This window comes from Rhodococcus sp. HNM0563 (assembly GCF_012726195.1).
Taxonomy (GTDB): Bacteria; Actinomycetota; Actinomycetes; order Mycobacteriales; family Mycobacteriaceae; genus Rhodococcus.
The window spans coordinates 291,698-307,444 of the sequence record NZ_JAASAF010000005.1 but is presented as its reverse complement, the minus strand read 5'-3'; the positions used below and the strand labels follow the sequence as shown (position 1 = coordinate 307,444).

The 15,747-nt window shown below is 67.0% G+C and carries 15 protein-coding genes; 4 read left to right on the top strand and 11 right to left on the bottom strand.

Annotation, left to right across the window (positions count from 1 at the left end; genetic code table 11):
• Nucleotides 1-42: 42 nt before the first annotated feature.
• The 4 genes from infB to rimP all read right to left on the bottom strand — a co-directional run bounded on the left by infB (nucleotide 43) and on the right by rimP (nucleotide 5,109).
• Nucleotides 43-2,946, bottom strand: a complete 2,904-nt coding sequence (infB, locus tag HCA61_RS13655) for a translation initiation factor IF-2 (RefSeq protein ID WP_169688721.1) — start codon at nucleotides 2,944-2,946, stop codon at nucleotides 43-45.
• A 92-nt stretch (nucleotides 2,947-3,038) separates the two neighbouring features.
• Nucleotides 3,039-3,422 (bottom strand): YlxR family protein, encoded by a 384-nt coding sequence (locus tag HCA61_RS13650; RefSeq protein WP_169688720.1) that lies wholly within the window; start codon nucleotides 3,420-3,422, stop codon nucleotides 3,039-3,041.
• A gap of 44 nt (nucleotides 3,423-3,466) precedes the next feature.
• The gene (gene nusA / locus HCA61_RS13645) at nucleotides 3,467-4,495 is read right to left on the bottom strand and encodes a transcription termination factor NusA (protein WP_169688719.1); all 1,029 of its coding nucleotides are present in this window, start codon (nucleotides 4,493-4,495) and stop codon (nucleotides 3,467-3,469) included.
• On the bottom strand, nucleotides 4,492-5,109 hold the full coding sequence (rimP, locus tag HCA61_RS13640) for a ribosome maturation factor RimP (RefSeq protein WP_169688718.1): 618 nt from the start codon (nucleotides 5,107-5,109) through the stop codon (nucleotides 4,492-4,494). The genes nusA and rimP overlap by 4 nt, the downstream gene beginning before the upstream one ends.
• A 152-nt stretch (nucleotides 5,110-5,261) precedes the next feature.
• Between rimP and HCA61_RS13635 the strand changes: the two genes are divergently transcribed.
• Together HCA61_RS13635 and HCA61_RS13630 are read left to right on the top strand one after the other, a co-directional pair.
• On the top strand, nucleotides 5,262-5,756 hold the full coding sequence (locus HCA61_RS13635) for a hypothetical protein (RefSeq protein WP_169688717.1): 495 nt from the start codon (nucleotides 5,262-5,264) through the stop codon (nucleotides 5,754-5,756).
• A complete protein-coding gene (locus HCA61_RS13630; RefSeq protein ID WP_169688716.1) occupies nucleotides 5,753-6,199 on the top strand; it encodes a ferritin-like domain-containing protein in 447 nt (148 codons plus the stop codon). Before HCA61_RS13635 ends, HCA61_RS13630 begins: the two co-directional genes overlap by 4 nt.
• Nucleotides 6,200-6,242: 43 nt before the next feature.
• Here HCA61_RS13630 and HCA61_RS13625 read toward each other — a convergent pair whose 3' ends face one another.
• Nucleotides 6,243-7,436: a serine hydrolase domain-containing protein gene (locus tag HCA61_RS13625; protein ID WP_169688715.1), complete on the bottom strand. Its 1,194-nt coding sequence runs from the start codon at nucleotides 7,434-7,436 to the stop codon at nucleotides 6,243-6,245.
• 185 nt (nucleotides 7,437-7,621) lie between these two features.
• Between HCA61_RS13625 and HCA61_RS13620 the strand changes: the two genes are divergently transcribed.
• Nucleotides 7,622-8,056 (top strand): VOC family protein, encoded by a 435-nt coding sequence (locus HCA61_RS13620; protein ID WP_169688714.1) that lies wholly within the window; start codon nucleotides 7,622-7,624, stop codon nucleotides 8,054-8,056.
• A 16-nt stretch (nucleotides 8,057-8,072) separates the two neighbouring features.
• Here HCA61_RS13620 and HCA61_RS13615 read toward each other — a convergent pair whose 3' ends face one another.
• The 4 genes from HCA61_RS13615 to HCA61_RS13600 all read right to left on the bottom strand — a co-directional run bounded on the left by HCA61_RS13615 (nucleotide 8,073) and on the right by HCA61_RS13600 (nucleotide 12,164).
• Nucleotides 8,073-8,552 (bottom strand): carboxymuconolactone decarboxylase family protein, encoded by a 480-nt coding sequence (locus tag HCA61_RS13615; protein WP_169688713.1) that lies wholly within the window; start codon nucleotides 8,550-8,552, stop codon nucleotides 8,073-8,075.
• On the bottom strand, nucleotides 8,549-9,640 hold the full coding sequence (locus tag HCA61_RS13610) for a dihydrodipicolinate reductase (RefSeq protein WP_169688712.1): 1,092 nt from the start codon (nucleotides 9,638-9,640) through the stop codon (nucleotides 8,549-8,551). The genes HCA61_RS13615 and HCA61_RS13610 overlap by 4 nt, the downstream gene beginning before the upstream one ends.
• A 79-nt stretch (nucleotides 9,641-9,719) precedes the next feature.
• Nucleotides 9,720-10,373 (bottom strand): O-methyltransferase, encoded by a 654-nt coding sequence (locus tag HCA61_RS13605; protein ID WP_169688711.1) that lies wholly within the window; start codon nucleotides 10,371-10,373, stop codon nucleotides 9,720-9,722.
• 48 nt (nucleotides 10,374-10,421) lie between these two features.
• Nucleotides 10,422-12,164 carry a proline--tRNA ligase gene (locus HCA61_RS13600; RefSeq protein ID WP_169688710.1) on the bottom strand — a complete coding sequence of 581 codons (1,743 nt, stop codon included), beginning with the start codon at nucleotides 12,162-12,164 and terminating at the stop codon, nucleotides 10,422-10,424.
• Between the two features lie 54 nt (nucleotides 12,165-12,218).
• On the opposite strand from HCA61_RS13600, the gene yaaA reads away from it, so the two are divergent.
• Nucleotides 12,219-12,962 (top strand): peroxide stress protein YaaA, encoded by a 744-nt coding sequence (gene yaaA / locus HCA61_RS13595; RefSeq protein WP_169688709.1) that lies wholly within the window; start codon nucleotides 12,219-12,221, stop codon nucleotides 12,960-12,962.
• Nucleotides 12,963-13,013: 51 nt separating this feature from the next.
• On the opposite strand, the gene HCA61_RS13590 is transcribed toward yaaA, so the two are convergent.
• Nucleotides 13,014-14,462: an MFS transporter gene (locus HCA61_RS13590; RefSeq protein WP_169688909.1), complete on the bottom strand. Its 1,449-nt coding sequence runs from the start codon at nucleotides 14,460-14,462 to the stop codon at nucleotides 13,014-13,016.
• Nucleotides 14,463-14,484: 22 nt separating this feature from the next.
• A complete protein-coding gene (gene cobA, locus HCA61_RS13585) occupies nucleotides 14,485-15,717 on the bottom strand; it encodes a uroporphyrinogen-III C-methyltransferase (protein WP_169688708.1) in 1,233 nt (410 codons plus the stop codon).
• Nucleotides 15,718-15,747 lie beyond the last annotated feature (30 nt).

The following is a 15,747-nucleotide window of genomic DNA, read 5'->3' as shown; positions in this document are numbered from 1 at the left end:
CGGCGGACGACATGGTCGTCCACCGCCACCGGCCGAGATGTGTCAGTCGCGCGGCTTCTCGCGCAACTCGTAGGCCTCGATCACGTCGCCGACCTTGATGTCGGAGTAGGTGATCGTCAGACCACATTCGTAGCCCTCACGCACCTCGACGACGTCGTCCTTCTCACGCCGCAGCGAGGAGATCGTGACGGTCTCCGCAATCACGTTGTTGTCGCGGAGCAGACGTGCCTTGGCGTTGCGCTTGACGATCCCCGACTGCACGAGGCAACCAGCGATGTTACCGACCTTCGACGACTTGAAGATCGCGCGGATCTCGGCGCGGCCGAGCTCGACCTCCTCGTAGACCGGCTTGAGCATGCCCTTGAGGGCCTTCTCCACCTCGTCGATCGCCTGGTAGATGATCGAGTAGTAGCGGATATCGACGCCCTCGCGGTTCGCGAGCTCCGTTGCCTTGCCCTCGGCGCGGACATTGAAGCCTATGATCACGGCGTTCGATGCGGACGCCAGGTTGACGTTGGTCTCGGTGACGCCACCGACACCGCGGTCGATGACTCGCAGGCGCACCTCGTCGTCGATCTGGATACCCATGAGGGCCTCTTCGAGGGCCTCGACGGTACCGGAGTTGTCGCCCTTGAGGATGAGGTTGAGCTCGTTGTGCTCCTTGAGAGCCGCATCGAGATCTTCGAGGCTGATCCGCTTGCGGCTCCTGGCGGCCAGCGCATTGCGCTTGCGCGCATTGCGCCGGTCGGCGATCTGGCGGGCGATGCGGTCCTCGTCGACGACGACGAGATTGTCGCCGGCGCCGGGCACCGACGTGAAGCCGATGACCTGAACCGGACGCGACGGGAACGCTTCGAGAACGTCCTCACCGTGCTCGTCGACCATGCGACGAACGCGGCCGTACGCATCGCCGGCAACGATGGAGTCGCCGACCCGCAGGGTGCCGCGCTGAACGAGCACCGTAGCGACCGGACCGCGACCGCGGTCGAGGTGGGCCTCGATGGCGACGCCCTGCGCCTCCATGTCGGGATTCGCCCGCAGATCGAGAGATGCGTCTGCGGTGAGCAGCACGGCCTCGAGCAGCTGGTCGATGTTGAGACCCTGCTTGGCGGAGATGTCGACGAACATCGTGTCGCCGCCGTACTCCTCGGTGACCAGACCGTACTCGGTGAGCTGCTGACGGATCTTCTGAGGGTTCGCACCCTCCTTGTCGATCTTGTTGACCGCGACCACGATCGGCACGTCGGCCGCCTGGGCGTGGTTGATCGCTTCGACCGTCTGAGGCATGACACCGTCGTCGGCTGCGACCACGAGAATCGCGATGTCCGTCGACTTCGCACCGCGGGCACGCATGGCGGTGAACGCTTCGTGGCCCGGCGTGTCGATGAACGTGATCAGGCGGTCTTCACCGTTGAGGTGCGTCATGACCTGGTAGGCACCGATGTGCTGCGTGATGCCACCGGCCTCGCCCTCGCCGACGTTCTCCTTACGGATCGTGTCGAGCAGTCGGGTCTTACCGTGGTCGACGTGGCCCATGACGGTGACCACCGGCGGACGCTGCTGGAGGTCCTCCTCGCCGCCCTCGTCCTGGCCGTACTGGATGTCGAACGACTCGAGCAGCTCGCGGTCCTCGTCCTCGGGCGAGACGACCTGCACGACATAGTTCATCTCCGAGCCGAGCAGCTCGAGCGTCTCGTCGTTCACCGACTGAGTGGCGGTGACCATCTCGCCGAGGTTGAACAACGCCTGCACGAGTGCTGCCGGGTTCGCATCGATCTTCTCCGCGAAGTCGGACAACGATGCTCCGCGGGCGAGACGAATCGTCTCACCGCTGCCGCGCGGCAACCGCACGCCGCCGACGGCGGGCGCCTGCATCGAATCGTATTCCTGCCGCTTCTGCCGCTTCGACTTGCGGCCACGACGCGGAGCGCCACCGGGACGACCGAACGCACCGGCTGCACCGCCGCGTCCGCGGCCACCGCCGCCACCACCGCCCGGACGGCCGCGGAAGCCACCGGGAGCACCTGCACCGGCACCCGCGCCGCCGCCTGCGCCACCACCGGCACCGCCGCCGCGGTAACCGCCGCCACCACCGGGACGACCCCCGGGCGCGCCGCCCGGACGACCCGGACGACCGGAAGCAGCCGGGCGTGCAGCACGCTGCGGCATCGCACCCGGGTTCGGACGGGGAGGCATGGAGCCGGGAGACGGACGAGGTCCACCCTGACCGGGAGCCGGACGGGGACCGCCCTGTCCCGGTGCCGGACGCTGGCCACCGGCCGCCGGACGTCCCTGACCGGGAGTCGGACGGGGGCCACCCTGACCGGGAGTCGGACGAGGTCCGCCGGGACCCGGACGGGGACCTGCCGGACGCGGAGCAGGCCGCTCGGCAGGAGCAGACGAGTACGGGTTGTTACCGACGCGCGGGGACTTCGGACCCGGACGCGGAGCCGGCTTGGGACCCGGCGCAGCAGGCTTCGGTGCCGGCGTCGCAGCGGGAGCCTGCTCTTGCGCGGGTGCAGCCGCCTTCGCAGCCGGAGCCGCAGGCGTGGGAGCCGGAGCTGCGGGCGTGGGAGCTGCAGGCTTGGGGGCGCCCGGCTTCGGCCGTGCCGAAGGAGTCGGTGCCGCGGGGGTTTCCTTCGCCGCTGCGTCCTGCGCCGGAGCTGCAGGCGCGGGAGTCGGTGCGGCCGGCGTCGGCGCTGCCGGGCGGGGGCCCGGGCGCGGTGCGCCGGGGCGGGGGCCCGGGGTGGGTGCGGCCTTCGCGGCCGGCGCATCGGCGCTCTGCGCCTTACCGAACGACTCGCGAAGACGGCGGGCCACGGGCGGCTCCACCGTCGAGGATGCTGATTTCACGAACTCGCCTTGCTCCTTGAGCTTTGCGAGTAGTTCCTTACTTGTGACACCGAGTTCTTTTGCCAACTCGTGCACGCGGGCCTTGCCTGCCACTGCTCTCCTCACTGATGAGGTCGAGCGGCCAATGCCCGCACGACCTCGGGTTATCTCCGATGGACGTTCATCGCTGGTGCTTCACGGTGTGCTCATGAGTGTTCGTGCCTGTTCTTCTCAGAGTTCGATGTCACTGTTGGTGTCCTGCCGTCGGGGTCGTTGTGCGACCTCTCCGCCATGGACCCGACCAGCTGATCCAGCGCTGAGATATCCGGACCTCCGGACACCCTCAGTGCTCTGCCGAATGCTCGACGCCGAACGGCCAGGTTCAGACACTCCACGGTGGGATGCATCCATGCACCTCGCCCTGAAAGCCTGCGCCCCGAATCGGGGACGACCACGAAACCTTCCGGTTCCGAGCCTCGCGCCACGACTCTCAGCAGTTCGGCAGCCAGCGTTCGCTGCCGACATCCGACGCAAGTGCGCACCGGGCCGGTGCGCTCCGAGCCGACGGAGGGCAGGTCATGCTGAACCATCGACCACTGTACCGCTGTTTTGCCCGAAATCCCGCATCCCACCTTCACCTGCCTGTCGGGGAGTCACCGGCATCCTCCGCCTCGACGGGTGCGGCGTCGCTCCGGATGTCGATTCGCCACCCGGTCAGGCGCGCCGCGAGACGTGCGTTTTGCCCTTCCTTACCGATCGCGAGCGACAACTGGAAGTCGGGAACGACCACCCGTGCGGCGCGCGCATCCGGGTCCACGACCGTGACGGAAACCACCTTCGACGGCGACAATGCGTTGCCGACGAACTTCGCGGGATCCTCGTCGAAGTCAATGATGTCGATCTTCTCTTCGCCGAGTTCGCGCATCACGTTGCGCACGCGCTGACCCATCGGTCCGATGCACGCGCCCTTCGCGTTGAGCCCGGGCACTACCGAATGCACAGCGATCTTCGAACGGTGGCCGGACTCCCGCGCGACCGCGACGATCTCGACGGACTCGTCGGCGATCTCGGGAACCTCGAGTGCGAACAGCCTGCGAACCAGGTTCGGGTGCGTACGGGACAGCGTGATCTGCGGTCCGCGTTGGCCGCGCGAGACACCCACGACGTAGCACTTGATGCGGTCGCCGTGTTCGTAGCTCTCTCCCGGGACCTGCTCGGCCGGCGGGATCAGCCCTTCGGTGGCACTGGTGTCGCCGCCGATCTTGACGACCACCATGCCGCGGGCGTTGGCGCGGGAGTCGCGCTGGACGACACCGCTGACGATCTCACCCTCGTGAGTGGAGAACTCACCGAACCGCTGCTCGTGCTCCGCGTCGCGGATCCGCTGCATGATCACCTGGCGGGCGGTGGTCGCGGCGATGCGCCCGAAGTTCTCGGGGGTGTCGTCCCATTCGGCGATGACGTTGCCGTCCTCGTCGCGCTCCTCGGCGAGCACCTGGATCGCTCCGGTCTTGACATCGACCACGACCCGCGCGTGCGGCTGATGTCCGTCGACATGCCGGTAGGCGGTGAGCAACGCCGTCTCGAGCGTCTCGATGAGCTCGTCGAACGGAATGTTCTTCTCCGACTCCAGCATCCGCAGAGCCGCAATTTCGATATTCACTTGTCCATCCTCTGTTCGTTGCTTTCGGTGCCGTCGTCCACCGTGTTCTCGTCGTCGTCTGCCGTGTCGCCGACCGCGTTCTCGTCGATCTCACCGGCCTGCACGCGCCCGTCCGGCAGTCCACCGGCCAGTTCCAGCTCGCGCGCATTCGGGGGTGAGAACTCGATCTCGACCACCGCCTTGCGTACGTCGGACAGCGGCAAGGACCGAACGAAAGGGCCTTGCTTGTCGGAGGCCACCACTCGAATGGTGTCGCCGACGAGCTCGCCGACCCGGGCGACGAACGTCTCGTCGGCCGTCTCGATCCGAGCCTTGCGCCCCTGAGCGCGCCGCCAGTGCCGATCGAGCGTCAACGGCCTGCCGATGCCCGGACTCGTCACTTCGAGGACGTACGGGGACTCTCCGAAATCGGAGACGGAATCGAACGCTTCGGACACCAGACGACTCAGGCGGGCCGCCTCGTCGAGTCCGAGGCCCGCATCACTGTCGACCATCAGACGAACGGTGCTGTGCTTTCCGGCGGCGGTCACGACCACGTCCTCGAGGTCGTAGCCCTCGTTGTCGAGAAGATCGGTGACGAGCTCGACGATCCTCTCCGGGGGTGGCACAGGCATGGTGAGCGGGCTCCTCGTTCAGTTGTGATCGCAGCGGACAGCGGCCGGACGGACGCACCGGCAGATATCCAGCCTAACGTGCATTTCGCCGCTCCGTGACCAGCCCGGGGTCGATATCCGTCACACCCGGCTGGCAGGATGGTCCGGTGCCGATGCCAGTGACGCGATCCTCGATGTCCCGACGAACACTGTTGCGATGGTGCTCGGCTGCAGCAGGAGGAGTTTCGGTGGCGGTCGTCACCGGGTGTGGAATCACCGACGACGGCGAGCAGGAACCCGACCCGTTGCTCTCCCAGGCTGTGCGTGCCCGCACCGATGCGTCGACCGCGACCGCCCTGGTTGCTCTCGCCCCCGACCTCGCGGAATCACTGACCACGATCAGCTCCGAGCGCACGGCACACGCCGACGCGCTCGAAGCCGAGATCGCTCGCGCGGCAGGTGCCACCACGAGCTACACCCCTCCCTCGTCGACGACCACGACCGCTGCGGCCGGAGAAGGTCCGACCGTCGAACTGTTACGCGAGCGCCTGAGCCAGTCGCAGCGCAGCGCGGCTGAGGTCGGCCGCAGCCTCCAAGGGTTCCGCGCGGGACTGCTCGCCTCCGTCAGTGCCGCGTGCGCGGTCGAGACGGCGGTGCTGCTGCCGTGACATCGCCCGAGCTCGGTCCCGAACAGCAATCCCTCGTCGATGCCCTCGCGGCCGAACACTCCGCTGTGTTCGGGTACGGCGTCGTGTCCGCATTCGCGGACCCGGCGCGTGCCGACGACGTCGCGAACGACACCGCAGCGCATCGTGCGCGGCGCGACGCCACGATCGACGCGTTGATCTCTGTCGGTGTCGAACCGCCGGTCGCGGCACCCGGATACACGGTGCCGTTTCCTGTCACCGACCCGGCGAGTGCCGCACAACTCGCACTGCAGATCGAAACCGACACCGCGGTCGCGTGGCGCTCGGTGGTCGAGCGCGCTCGAAGCGAACCGGTCCGGGCGAACGCAATCGAGGCACTCACGGACACTGCGGTGCGGGCCGCACACTGGCGGACGCACCTCGGCATCGTTCCGCCGTCGGTGCCGTTCCCCGGTAGGTCCTGAGGACCTCGAGGTGTCACATGACGTAGGCGTCGCGGACCATGGGTTACCGGCCCGATCCGAGGATCTCGGCCGTACGGCGGAACATCTGATCGGCAGGGTGGGCTTCCGGCACGACATCGGATTCGTTCATATAGACCACGACGGTCGCACCCGAATCGGGGTTGTGGAAGATGGCCGCCGTGAAACCGAGGCCCTCGCCGTTGTGCCCCCACCATCCCGCCGTCTCGCCGATTCCGAGAGCATAGATGTCGTACGGTGGCCCCACGTCCAACGGCGCCCCTTGTTGCCTCTCGGCTTGGGTCTCCGGCTGTAGGAGCGTGCCGGTGGCAAGGACCTCGCCCCACACTCGACCGTCGTCGAGGTTGCTGATCATGGAACCGGCCGGCCCGAAGATGGACAGATTGTCGGGCTGCTCCTCGAGACCTCCCGTACCCGCCGCGTACCCGATCGGATGTGGGTCGGCCCACTGCGCGGCGTCGAGGACGTACTCGGTGCCTTCCAGCCCGAGGGGTCTCAGGATGCGCTCGTCGAGGACGTCGGTGAACTGCTGCCCCGTTGCCTGCTCGACGACAGCGCCGAGCAGGTTGGTGTTCGCGTTGGTGTAGACCTTCTTCTCCCCGGGTGCGAACTGCGCCGGCGCCCCGAGCACGAAACTGTTCAAATCATCGAGCGTGAAGATCCTCGCGGGGTCCTCGGAGAACACCTCGACGAATCTGTCGTCGGTGTAGTCGGCGTTGCCACTGGACATCCCGGCAAGTTCTCGGAGAGTGATTCTGTCTCCGTCCGTGACGCCGTCGACGTACTGATCGATCGTGTCGTCGAGACCGATCGTGCCCTCGTCCACCAATTGGAGGATGAGGGTGACGGTGTACGACTTGGTGATACTCCGCAGTGGCCAGGTCATCTCGGTGGTGACAGCGACCTCCCCCTCGATGTCTGCGGTGCCGACCGTCGCAATCCAGGTGCCTTCACCCGGAACCCATACGCCCACGGCGGCTCCGGGCACCCCGTATTCGGTCATCGTCCGATCGAGTGCGCCCTGCAGTGCTGTCCGGAGGGGGTCGGGAAGCGTCCCCTCGGGCGCAGCCGGACGGGTGACAGTGGCCGACCGGTCTGGTACCCGGTCGTCGGCCGGGGACGGCAGGCACCCCGCGGCGAGGACGGCGACCGTCGCCGCGGAGGCGAGGGTGATCAGTGAGCGCGAGAGTCGCACCGTACCGTGCAGATCGATGGTCATGCGACATCCCCAGTCGTGTCGTCCACCAAGGCGCTGGGACAGCGGCGCGCTTTCAGCATGACGTGTCGGCGAGGTTTCCATATGCGGTTCACGCCCTCGGCCTCGAGGCGTCGGCTGTTGTGTGGGGTATCGGCGCACTAGACTGCGGGTGCTCGACCGTCCGTACAGCGACATGGGAGCACACCATGAAATCAGTCGACCCGTACCTGAATTTCAACGGCAACACCGAAGAAGTATTCACCTTCTACCGATCCGTCTTCGGCGGCGAACTACAGTTGGCACGCTTCAGCGACATGGACACCGGCGACATGGAGCTGACCGAGGAACAGAAGAACGGCGTCGCCCACGTCGCGCTCCCGTTGGGCGACAGCATGCTCATGGGATCCGACGTACCCGAGGCGATGGGTACCGTCACCGCCGGAACGAATTTCGCGATCTCGATCGACGCCGACAGCGCCGAGGAAGCCGACCGGGTGTTCGGCGGACTGTCCGAGGGCGGTGAGGTGTCCATGCCACTGGGGAAGGTGGAATGGGCGGAGCGCTTCGGCATGTGCACCGACAAGTACGGCGTGCAGTGGATGATCGGCTACACGGGCAACGTGGTGTTCGGCGCACCCTGATCATTCGTCGTGTCGATCAGTGCCGGGGTAGTACACAGGCGGAGTCCAACCCGAGCACGTGATTGAGTCGGCCGAACGCCAGCCACGATCCGATGCTCATCGACAACTCGACGATCTCGGCGTCGGTGTACTGGGCCTTCATCCGAATCCAGAACGCGTCGTCGAGACCGTGGTGATCGAGCGCGTATCGCTCGGCGTACTCGGTTGCGAGTCGTGTTCGCTCGTCGAAGTGCTCGGTGGTGCGCCAGTTCTCGACGTCTCGGTCGAAACCGGGCTCGACCCTGACTCCGTCCCGTTCGGTACGCCAGTCCTGGCAGAAAACACATCCGTTGATCTGCGCGATCCGCAGCCGCGCGGCTTCGAACGCACGCAGGTCGATGGTCGAGTGCTCGTACACGGAAAGCGAGAACTGGGAAGCGGGGATCCCTATCCCGGGGACCATCTCGGCCCAGACATAGCCGATCGGGTCCTTGCCCTCGGGGATGTCGATGATCATGCGGGGGCTCCTTCCGGAGCGGTGAGTTTGCCGATCGCGGGGCGCAGCGGAACTTCGAGTGCGTCGTAGAGGCCGGGTTCGTGCTCGACGAGCCAGTCGATCGCGCCGACGAGCCGACCCACCGCCGTCGCATTGCCGCCGGCCGCCCGGCTCCCGCCTTCGTCGTCGGCCTCGATACTGACTTCGATCCGCGGTCGTCCCTCGATTATCACCCGGTGTGCACCCGCACCGCCGTCGGGTGGAACGGGCCAGTCCGGCGCACATTTCGGGTGGATGCGGGTGACGTGTTCGATGACGATTCGAGGCTGTCCGCCGACGATGCCCTGCAGTTCGAATCGCACCGCGCCCTGTGTGCCCGCCTCGAAGTCGCCCATCGTCGCAGTAGTGATTGTGGTGTCGAGGGCACGCCGGTCGAAGACCTCACGGATCTCGTCGAGTTCGACGCCGAGGCCTCGCGCCATCAACCGCACCTGTCCGCCCCACACCATCGTCGGGATCGACGGCGCGAGCATCGGTGGTTCGTAGTCCATCGGCTGCCCCATCCCGACGAGGTACCGCACCGAGTCGGGCTGGTCGTAGGTCGAGTAATCGAAGATCTCCTGGCAGCGGATGCCCTCGACTGTCGTGCCGAGTCCGCTGAGCAGCAACGGCAGCACGTCGTTGCCCCACCCCGGGTCGATACCCGACACGAACAGCGACCCGCCGGCCTCCGCGATCCCCGCCAGGATCGGTTCTCTCATCTCGGGCGGTGCACTGCGGTGGTCGTACAGCGGGAACAGCGCGGGTGTGACGACGACGGCACCGGTGCGCAGCGCACGGAGGATGTCGGCGAAGGCATCGTCGGGCCGGATGTCGCCGGTCGCCGCGTACACGACGGCGGCGGGCCCCTCGGACAGCACGGCGTCGATGTCCGCTCTCGCCCTGACGCCGATCTCACGGCCGAGATCAGCCAGGTCCCCGGCGTCGCGCCCGACCTTGTCCGGGTTGTGGACGAGAACCGCTGTCAGCTCGAGTGCGGGGTGAGCATCGACAGCGCGAATAGCCGCGCGCCCGACGTTTCCTGTACCCCAGACGACCGTGGAGATCATGGCTGCGCACATTACGACACTGGAACAGGTTCTCGTGGCGGATCAGGACAATTCGGAGAGAACCTGTCCGGCAGCGCCCTCAGCGGACGACCAGCGCCATCGCGAAACCATCCCAGTCCTTCACCCCTACCATCTGCAGCGCTGTCGCGTCGAGGCGAGGTTCGGATGCGAACAGAGCAAGGACATCCCGAGACGCACGGACGCGTTCATCGTCCTGATCCGGATCCGCGATCGCACCGCCGCGGACGATGTTGTCGACGATGATGACACTGCCCGGGCGGGTGAGCCGCAGTGCTTCACGCACGTAGTTGGAGTTGTTCTCCTTGTCCGCGTCGATGAACACGAGATCGAACGGGCCCTCGAGATGCGGCAACGACTCCAGGGCGGGACCGACGCGGATATCGACCACTCCGCCGACCCCGGCCCGGTCCAGGTTCCCACGCGCAACCTCTGCGTGACGGGGCTCGAACTCGAGTGTGACCACCCGTCCTTCGTCGCCGACGGCCCGCGCGAGCCAGATCGTGCTGTATCCACCGAGCGTGCCGATCTCGAGAACTGCCCGCGCACCCATCGCTCGCGCAAGCAGGTGCAGGAACTTGCCCTGCATGCGCGAGACATCGATGGCGGGTAGGCCTGCCTCGGCGTTCGCCACGAGCGCAGCCTCGGTGGCACGGTCGTTGCCGATGAGGAGGTCGGAGAGATAGGTGTCTGTACGTTCCCAATCAGCAGCCATGGAACACAGTCTCCCCCGTCACCACCTCATCGGCAGCCGTCGGTCGGGTCAGCGGCGGGTCGCTGCGAGAACCTCGCTCACCGCATCCGCGACAGGCACCTCGCGGGCCTCACCGGTGAAGCGGTCGCGCAGTTCGACGTGACCGTCGGCGAAACCGCGGCCGACCACGACGACGAGCGGCATACCGAGCAGCTCGGAGTCCTTGAACTTCACGCCCGGCGATGCCTTGCGGTCGTCGAAGAGCAAGTCGACGCCGGCGTCGGAGAGTTCCTGCGCGAGTGCCTCGGCGCCCGCGCGGGCCTGCTCGTCCTTGTTGGCGATGACGAGGTGCACGTCGAACGGTGCGATCTCGGCAGGCCAGCGCAGGCCCTTGTCGTCGTGCTGCTGCTCGGCGACCACGGCAACGAGTCGTGAGACACCGATGCCGTAGGAGCCCATCGTGGGGCGCACCGGCTTGCCGTTCTCCCCGAGAACATTCACGTCGAATGCATCGGTGTACTTACTGCCGAGCTGGAAGACGTGACCGATCTCGATGCCGCGGGCCGAGACGAGCGGTCCCGCTCCGTCGGGCGACGGGTCGCCGTCGCGCACCTCTGCCGCCTCGATCGTGCCGTCCGGGGTGAAGTCGCGGCCGGCGACGAATCCGAACACGTGCTTGCCGTGCTCGTCGGCGCCGGTGATCCAGGAGCTGCCGTCGACCACCCGGGGGTCGACGAGGTAGCGCACGCCGTTCGCCAGCAACGCCTTGGGCCCGATGTAGCCCTTGACGAGGAACGGGTTGGCGGCGAAGTCGGCCTCGCCGAGCAGCGCGACCTCGGCCGGCTCGAGGGAGGCTTCGAGACGCTTGTCGTCGACCTCGCGGTCGCCGGGGACACCGATACCGAGGAGTTCCCATTCGCCGCCGGGCTGCCGCACCTTCACGAGGATGTTCTTGAGCGTCTCGGAGGCGTCGACCTCGCGGCCGAGGATCTGCGAGGACACCGTGACGAGAGTGTCGATCGTGGGCGTGTCGGGGGTGTCGTGGACGACCGCCTCCGGCTGCCCCTCGATCGGAACGGGGGTGGGGGCCAGGGTCTTCACGGCCTCGACGTTCGCGGCGTACCCGGATTCGACGCACCGCACGTAGGTGTCCTCACCGGCGGGCGACTCGGCGAGGAACTCCTCCGACGCGCTGCCGCCCATCGCACCCGACGTCGCGGACACGATCACGTACTTCACGCCGAGGCGCGTAAAGATCCGCTCGTATGCGTCACGGTGTGCGCGGTACGACTCAGCGAGCCCCTCGTCGGTGAGATCGAAGCTGTACGAGTCCTTCATGGTGAATTCGCGGCCGCGCAGAATGCCGGCGCGCGGCCGTTCTTCGTCGCGGTACTTGGTCTGGATCTGATACAGCGTGACCGGGAAGTCCTTGTACGAGTTGTATTCGCCCTTGACGGTGAGCGCGAACATCTCCTCATGGGTCGGGCCGAGGAGGTAGTCGCCGCCCTTGCGATCCTGCAGGCGGAACAGGCCGGGGCCATACTCGGTCCAGCGGTTCGTCGTCTCGTAGGGGTCGCGCGGGAGCAGCGCAGGCAGGGAGATCTCCTGCGCGCCGATGCCGTTCATCTCCTCGCGGACCACCCGTTCCACCTCGCGCAGCACCTTCAGTCCCAGTGGCAGCCACGAGTACACGCCCGGCGCGATGCGGCGCACGTAGCCGGCGCGGACGAGCAGCTTGTGGCTGGCGACCTCGGCATCGGCCGGGTCGTCGCGGAGCGTGCGGAGGAACAGGTGCGACATGCGGGTGATCACGATCGGTCAGCCTACCTCGCGACCCGATCGACCCGATCGGTACGGTTGTCGTTTGTGCTGGTACTTCTCCCCCCGTCCGAGACGAAGTCCGAGGGCGGCGACGGCGCCCCACTCGATCTCGGGGACCTGTCGATGCCGCAACTGACCGAGACACGCGAACTCCTCGTCAATGCCCTCGTCGACCTCGCAGCGGATCCGGAGGCGTCGGCCCGTGCCCTCGGATTGGGTGCCACCCAGTTCGACGAGGTCGAGCGGAACGCAAAACTGTGGGTCTCCCCGACCACGCCCGCGCTCTTCCGCTACACGGGAGTGTTGTTCGACGCACTCGACGCCGGTGCCTTCACAAGGGCACAGCGTGACAAGGCCTATCGGCGACTGGGCATCGGATCCGCGCTCTTCGGGGCGATCCGTGCGGCCGACCCGGTGCCCGCCTACCGACTGTCGGGGGGATCGAAACTGCCCGGTTTCGGGACACTCGCGGCACTGTGGCGACCGGAGTTGTCCGACACACTCGTGGCGGAGGCGGACGGCGATCTCATGGTCGATCTGCGATCGGGCGTCTATCAGCAGCTCGGTCCGATACCCGGTGCCGTGACCGCCACGGTGCTCACCGAGCAACCCGACGGCACCCGCAAAGTGGTCAGCCACTTCAACAAGCATCACAAGGGTCTGCTTGCGAGAGCATTGGTGCTCACACGCGCCGAGCCGACGGACATCAAAGGCGTGGCACGGGTCGCGTCGAAGGCAGGGTTGCGGGTCGAGGTCGCGTCGCCGACCGAATTGATCGTCTTGACCTGACGCGCAGCGACCCCGCTCCTGAAGGGGCGGGGTCGCGTATGTGCCGAGACCTCAGATCGTCTGGGCTGCCTTCTCGGCTTCCTGTGCCTGTGCGACCTGTTCAGGAGTGAACCGGATGAACAGCGCCGCGATACCCGCGATGACCGCGCACACCGCGCAGCCGAAGAGAGCGAACAGGTAGCCCTCTCCTTGGGCCGCGAGCTGCGCGTCGGTCATAGCGGTGACCGGGCCGGATGTGCCGCCGAGCGACAACGCCCTGGACGTCGCGAGCGAACCGATGATGCCGAGCCCCACGGGACCGCCAAGCGTCTGGGCGACCTGCGCGATCGCCGACAGTGGCCCGATCTCGTGCGAGCCCACACCGGCGATCGCGCACAACGGCAGCGGCACCGAAGAAAGTCCGACACCGAACCCGACGACGAGCACGAGGATGAACAGGGTCGGAAAGTACGCGACGTCCTGACTCATCCCCGACCCGTACACCAGGCTCACAGCCACGATGGCCGTGCCCGTGACGACCAGCCAGCGCGGCTGGATCCGCGCAACCAGTTTCGACGCCACCGCAGCAGCCCCACCGAGCCCGAAGGCGAATGGAACGAACGCGAGGCCGGCCTGAAGCGGGGTGTAGCCGAGCACGTCCTGCACGAACAGGGCAACGAATGCGGCAAGACTGAACATCACCGCGCCCGCGAAGAAAATCGATACGAACACCGCAACACGGTCCTTGTTGCGGAACAACACGAACGGCAGAAGCGGATTCTCGGCGCGACGCTCGACCAGCAGGAATGCTCCGAGCAGCACGACACCGGCAACGAGTGCGCCGATCACCGCGTAACTGCCCCACCCCAAACTGGGCCCCTCGGTCAAGGCGAACACCAGCCCTGTGCATCCCAGCGTCGCGAGAATCGCCCCGGGTACGTCGAGGGCGAGCCGCTCACCCGCGGTCTCCCGGAGCGAGATCACCGCGAGCACCACGATGAGCACACCGATCGGCACGTTGATCAGGAAGATCCATCGCCACGACACCTGGGTGAGCGCGCCGCCGAGGATCAGACCCGCGATGGATCCGACACCTGTCATCGCCGCGAACACCGCTATCGCCCGGTTGCGCGCGGGGCCCGCCGCGAAAGTCGTCGCCACCAGTGCGAGCGCGGTGGGTGATGCGACGGCTGCGCCCACACCCTGCAGGGCTCGCGAGCCGATGAGCATCACGTCGTTGCTCGCGATGCCGCACAACAGCGAAGCGAGTGTGAAGATCGAGACGCCGGCGATGAACATCTTCTTGCGACCGTAACTGTCGCCGAGGCGCCCGCCGAGCAGCATCAGGCCACCGAAGGCCAATGCGTACGCGGTGAGGACCCAGTTGCGACCGGAGTCGGACATTCCGAATTCGGACTGCAACGGTGCGAGCGCGAGGTTCGCGACGGTGCCGTCGAGCACCACCATGAGCTGGAGTCCGCTCAGGACGAGCATCGCGATGGCGACCGCGCGGGTGGTCATCTGTTTCGACGTGTCGGTCACGTCACGCACCTTCCGTCGTGAATCCGGCAACCGGGCCGATCACGATGATCGCGGGCGGGCGGATGTCCTCCTCGTCGACGCGTGCAGCGACTGTCGCGAGGTCGGCGCGGAGAACTCGCTGGCTGCGCATGGTTCCTTCCTGCACGACGGCCACTGGAGTGTCGGAGGGACGTCCCCCGGCCATGAGAGCGTCGGCGAACTGCCCGATGCGCGCGACGGCCATCAGCAGCACGAGGGTTCCCCGAAGTTTCGCGAGCGCATCCCAATCGGTCAGCGAATCCGGATGGCCGGGTGCGACATGACCGCTGACCACCACGAACTCGTGTGTCACGCCGCGATGGGTGACCGGGATACCGGCCGCTGACGGCACCGAAATCGCGCTGGTGATGCCCGGCACGACCGTTACCGGCACGCCCGCCTCTGCGCACGCTTCGAGCTCCTCGAAGCCGCGACCGAACACATACGGATCGCCGCCCTTGAGCCGCACCACGAACTTCCCGGCCTTCGCGCGGTCGACGAGGATGTCGTTGATGGCCTGCTGCGCCATCGCCCGTCCGTAGGGCAGCTTCGCGGCGTCGATCACCTCGACGTGCGGGGCGAGTTCGGCGAGGAGCGGCTGCGGTGCCAGATGGTCGGCGACGACGACATCGGCCTGCGCGAGCAGTCGGCGGCCGCGGACGGTGATCAGATCCGGATCGCCTGGGCCGCCTCCGACGAGCGCCACACCGACCGGTTTGTCACCGGGGTCGGAGATCCCGAGGACTCCCGAACCCGCAAGTGCATCGAGAATCGAGGTGCGCACGGAGGCGGAACGCCGGTGATCGCCTCCCGCCAACACACCGATGGCCAGTCCGTCGTGCTGTGCCGTTGCCGGCGTCACTGCACTTCCCGCGCGCGCATTGTCGGCGCGAACACAGAACACCCTGCGTCGTTCGGCTTCCTCGACGATCGCGGCGTTGGTGCCGGGTTCGTCAGTGCACGCCATTGCGTACCATGCGCCGTCGAGGTCACCGTCGACATAGTCACGGAGTTCGAGGGTGATCCGGCCCTTTGCCGCGAAGCTCTCGATCACCGGCGTCGCGGCACGCGCCACCACGTGGATGTCCGCACCCGACGAGGCGAGCAACCCGAGTCTGCGCTGGGCGACGGAACCACCTCCCACCACGACGACGCGGCGTCCGGACAGATTCAGGCCGACGAGATAATTCGTCTCGTCGGCGTTCTCGGTTGGCACTCGGTGGTCCCCACTTTCCGGTCCGGTGTG

What these genes read in the sequence shown, in the direction of transcription:
- HCA61_RS13650 (WP_169688720.1), bottom strand. Translation starts at nt 3,422, where the DNA reads ATGGTTCAGCATGACCTGCCCTCCGTCGGCTCGGAGCGCACCGGCCCG.
- rimP (WP_169688718.1), bottom strand. Translation starts at nt 5,109, where the DNA reads ATGCCTGTGCCACCCCCGGAGAGGATCGTCGAGCTCGTCACCGATCTT.
- HCA61_RS13635 (WP_169688717.1), top strand. Translation starts at nt 5,262, where the DNA reads ATGCCAGTGACGCGATCCTCGATGTCCCGACGAACACTGTTGCGATGG.
- HCA61_RS13625 (WP_169688715.1), bottom strand. Translation starts at nt 7,436, where the DNA reads ATGACCATCGATCTGCACGGTACGGTGCGACTCTCGCGCTCACTGATC.
- HCA61_RS13620 (WP_169688714.1), top strand. Translation starts at nt 7,622, where the DNA reads ATGAAATCAGTCGACCCGTACCTGAATTTCAACGGCAACACCGAAGAA.
- HCA61_RS13615 (WP_169688713.1), bottom strand. Translation starts at nt 8,552, where the DNA reads ATGATCATCGACATCCCCGAGGGCAAGGACCCGATCGGCTATGTCTGG.
- HCA61_RS13610 (WP_169688712.1), bottom strand. Translation starts at nt 9,640, where the DNA reads ATGATCTCCACGGTCGTCTGGGGTACAGGAAACGTCGGGCGCGCGGCT.
- HCA61_RS13605 (WP_169688711.1), bottom strand. Translation starts at nt 10,373, where the DNA reads ATGGCTGCTGATTGGGAACGTACAGACACCTATCTCTCCGACCTCCTC.
- HCA61_RS13590 (WP_169688909.1), bottom strand. Translation starts at nt 14,462, where the DNA reads ATGACCACCCGCGCGGTCGCCATCGCGATGCTCGTCCTGAGCGGACTC.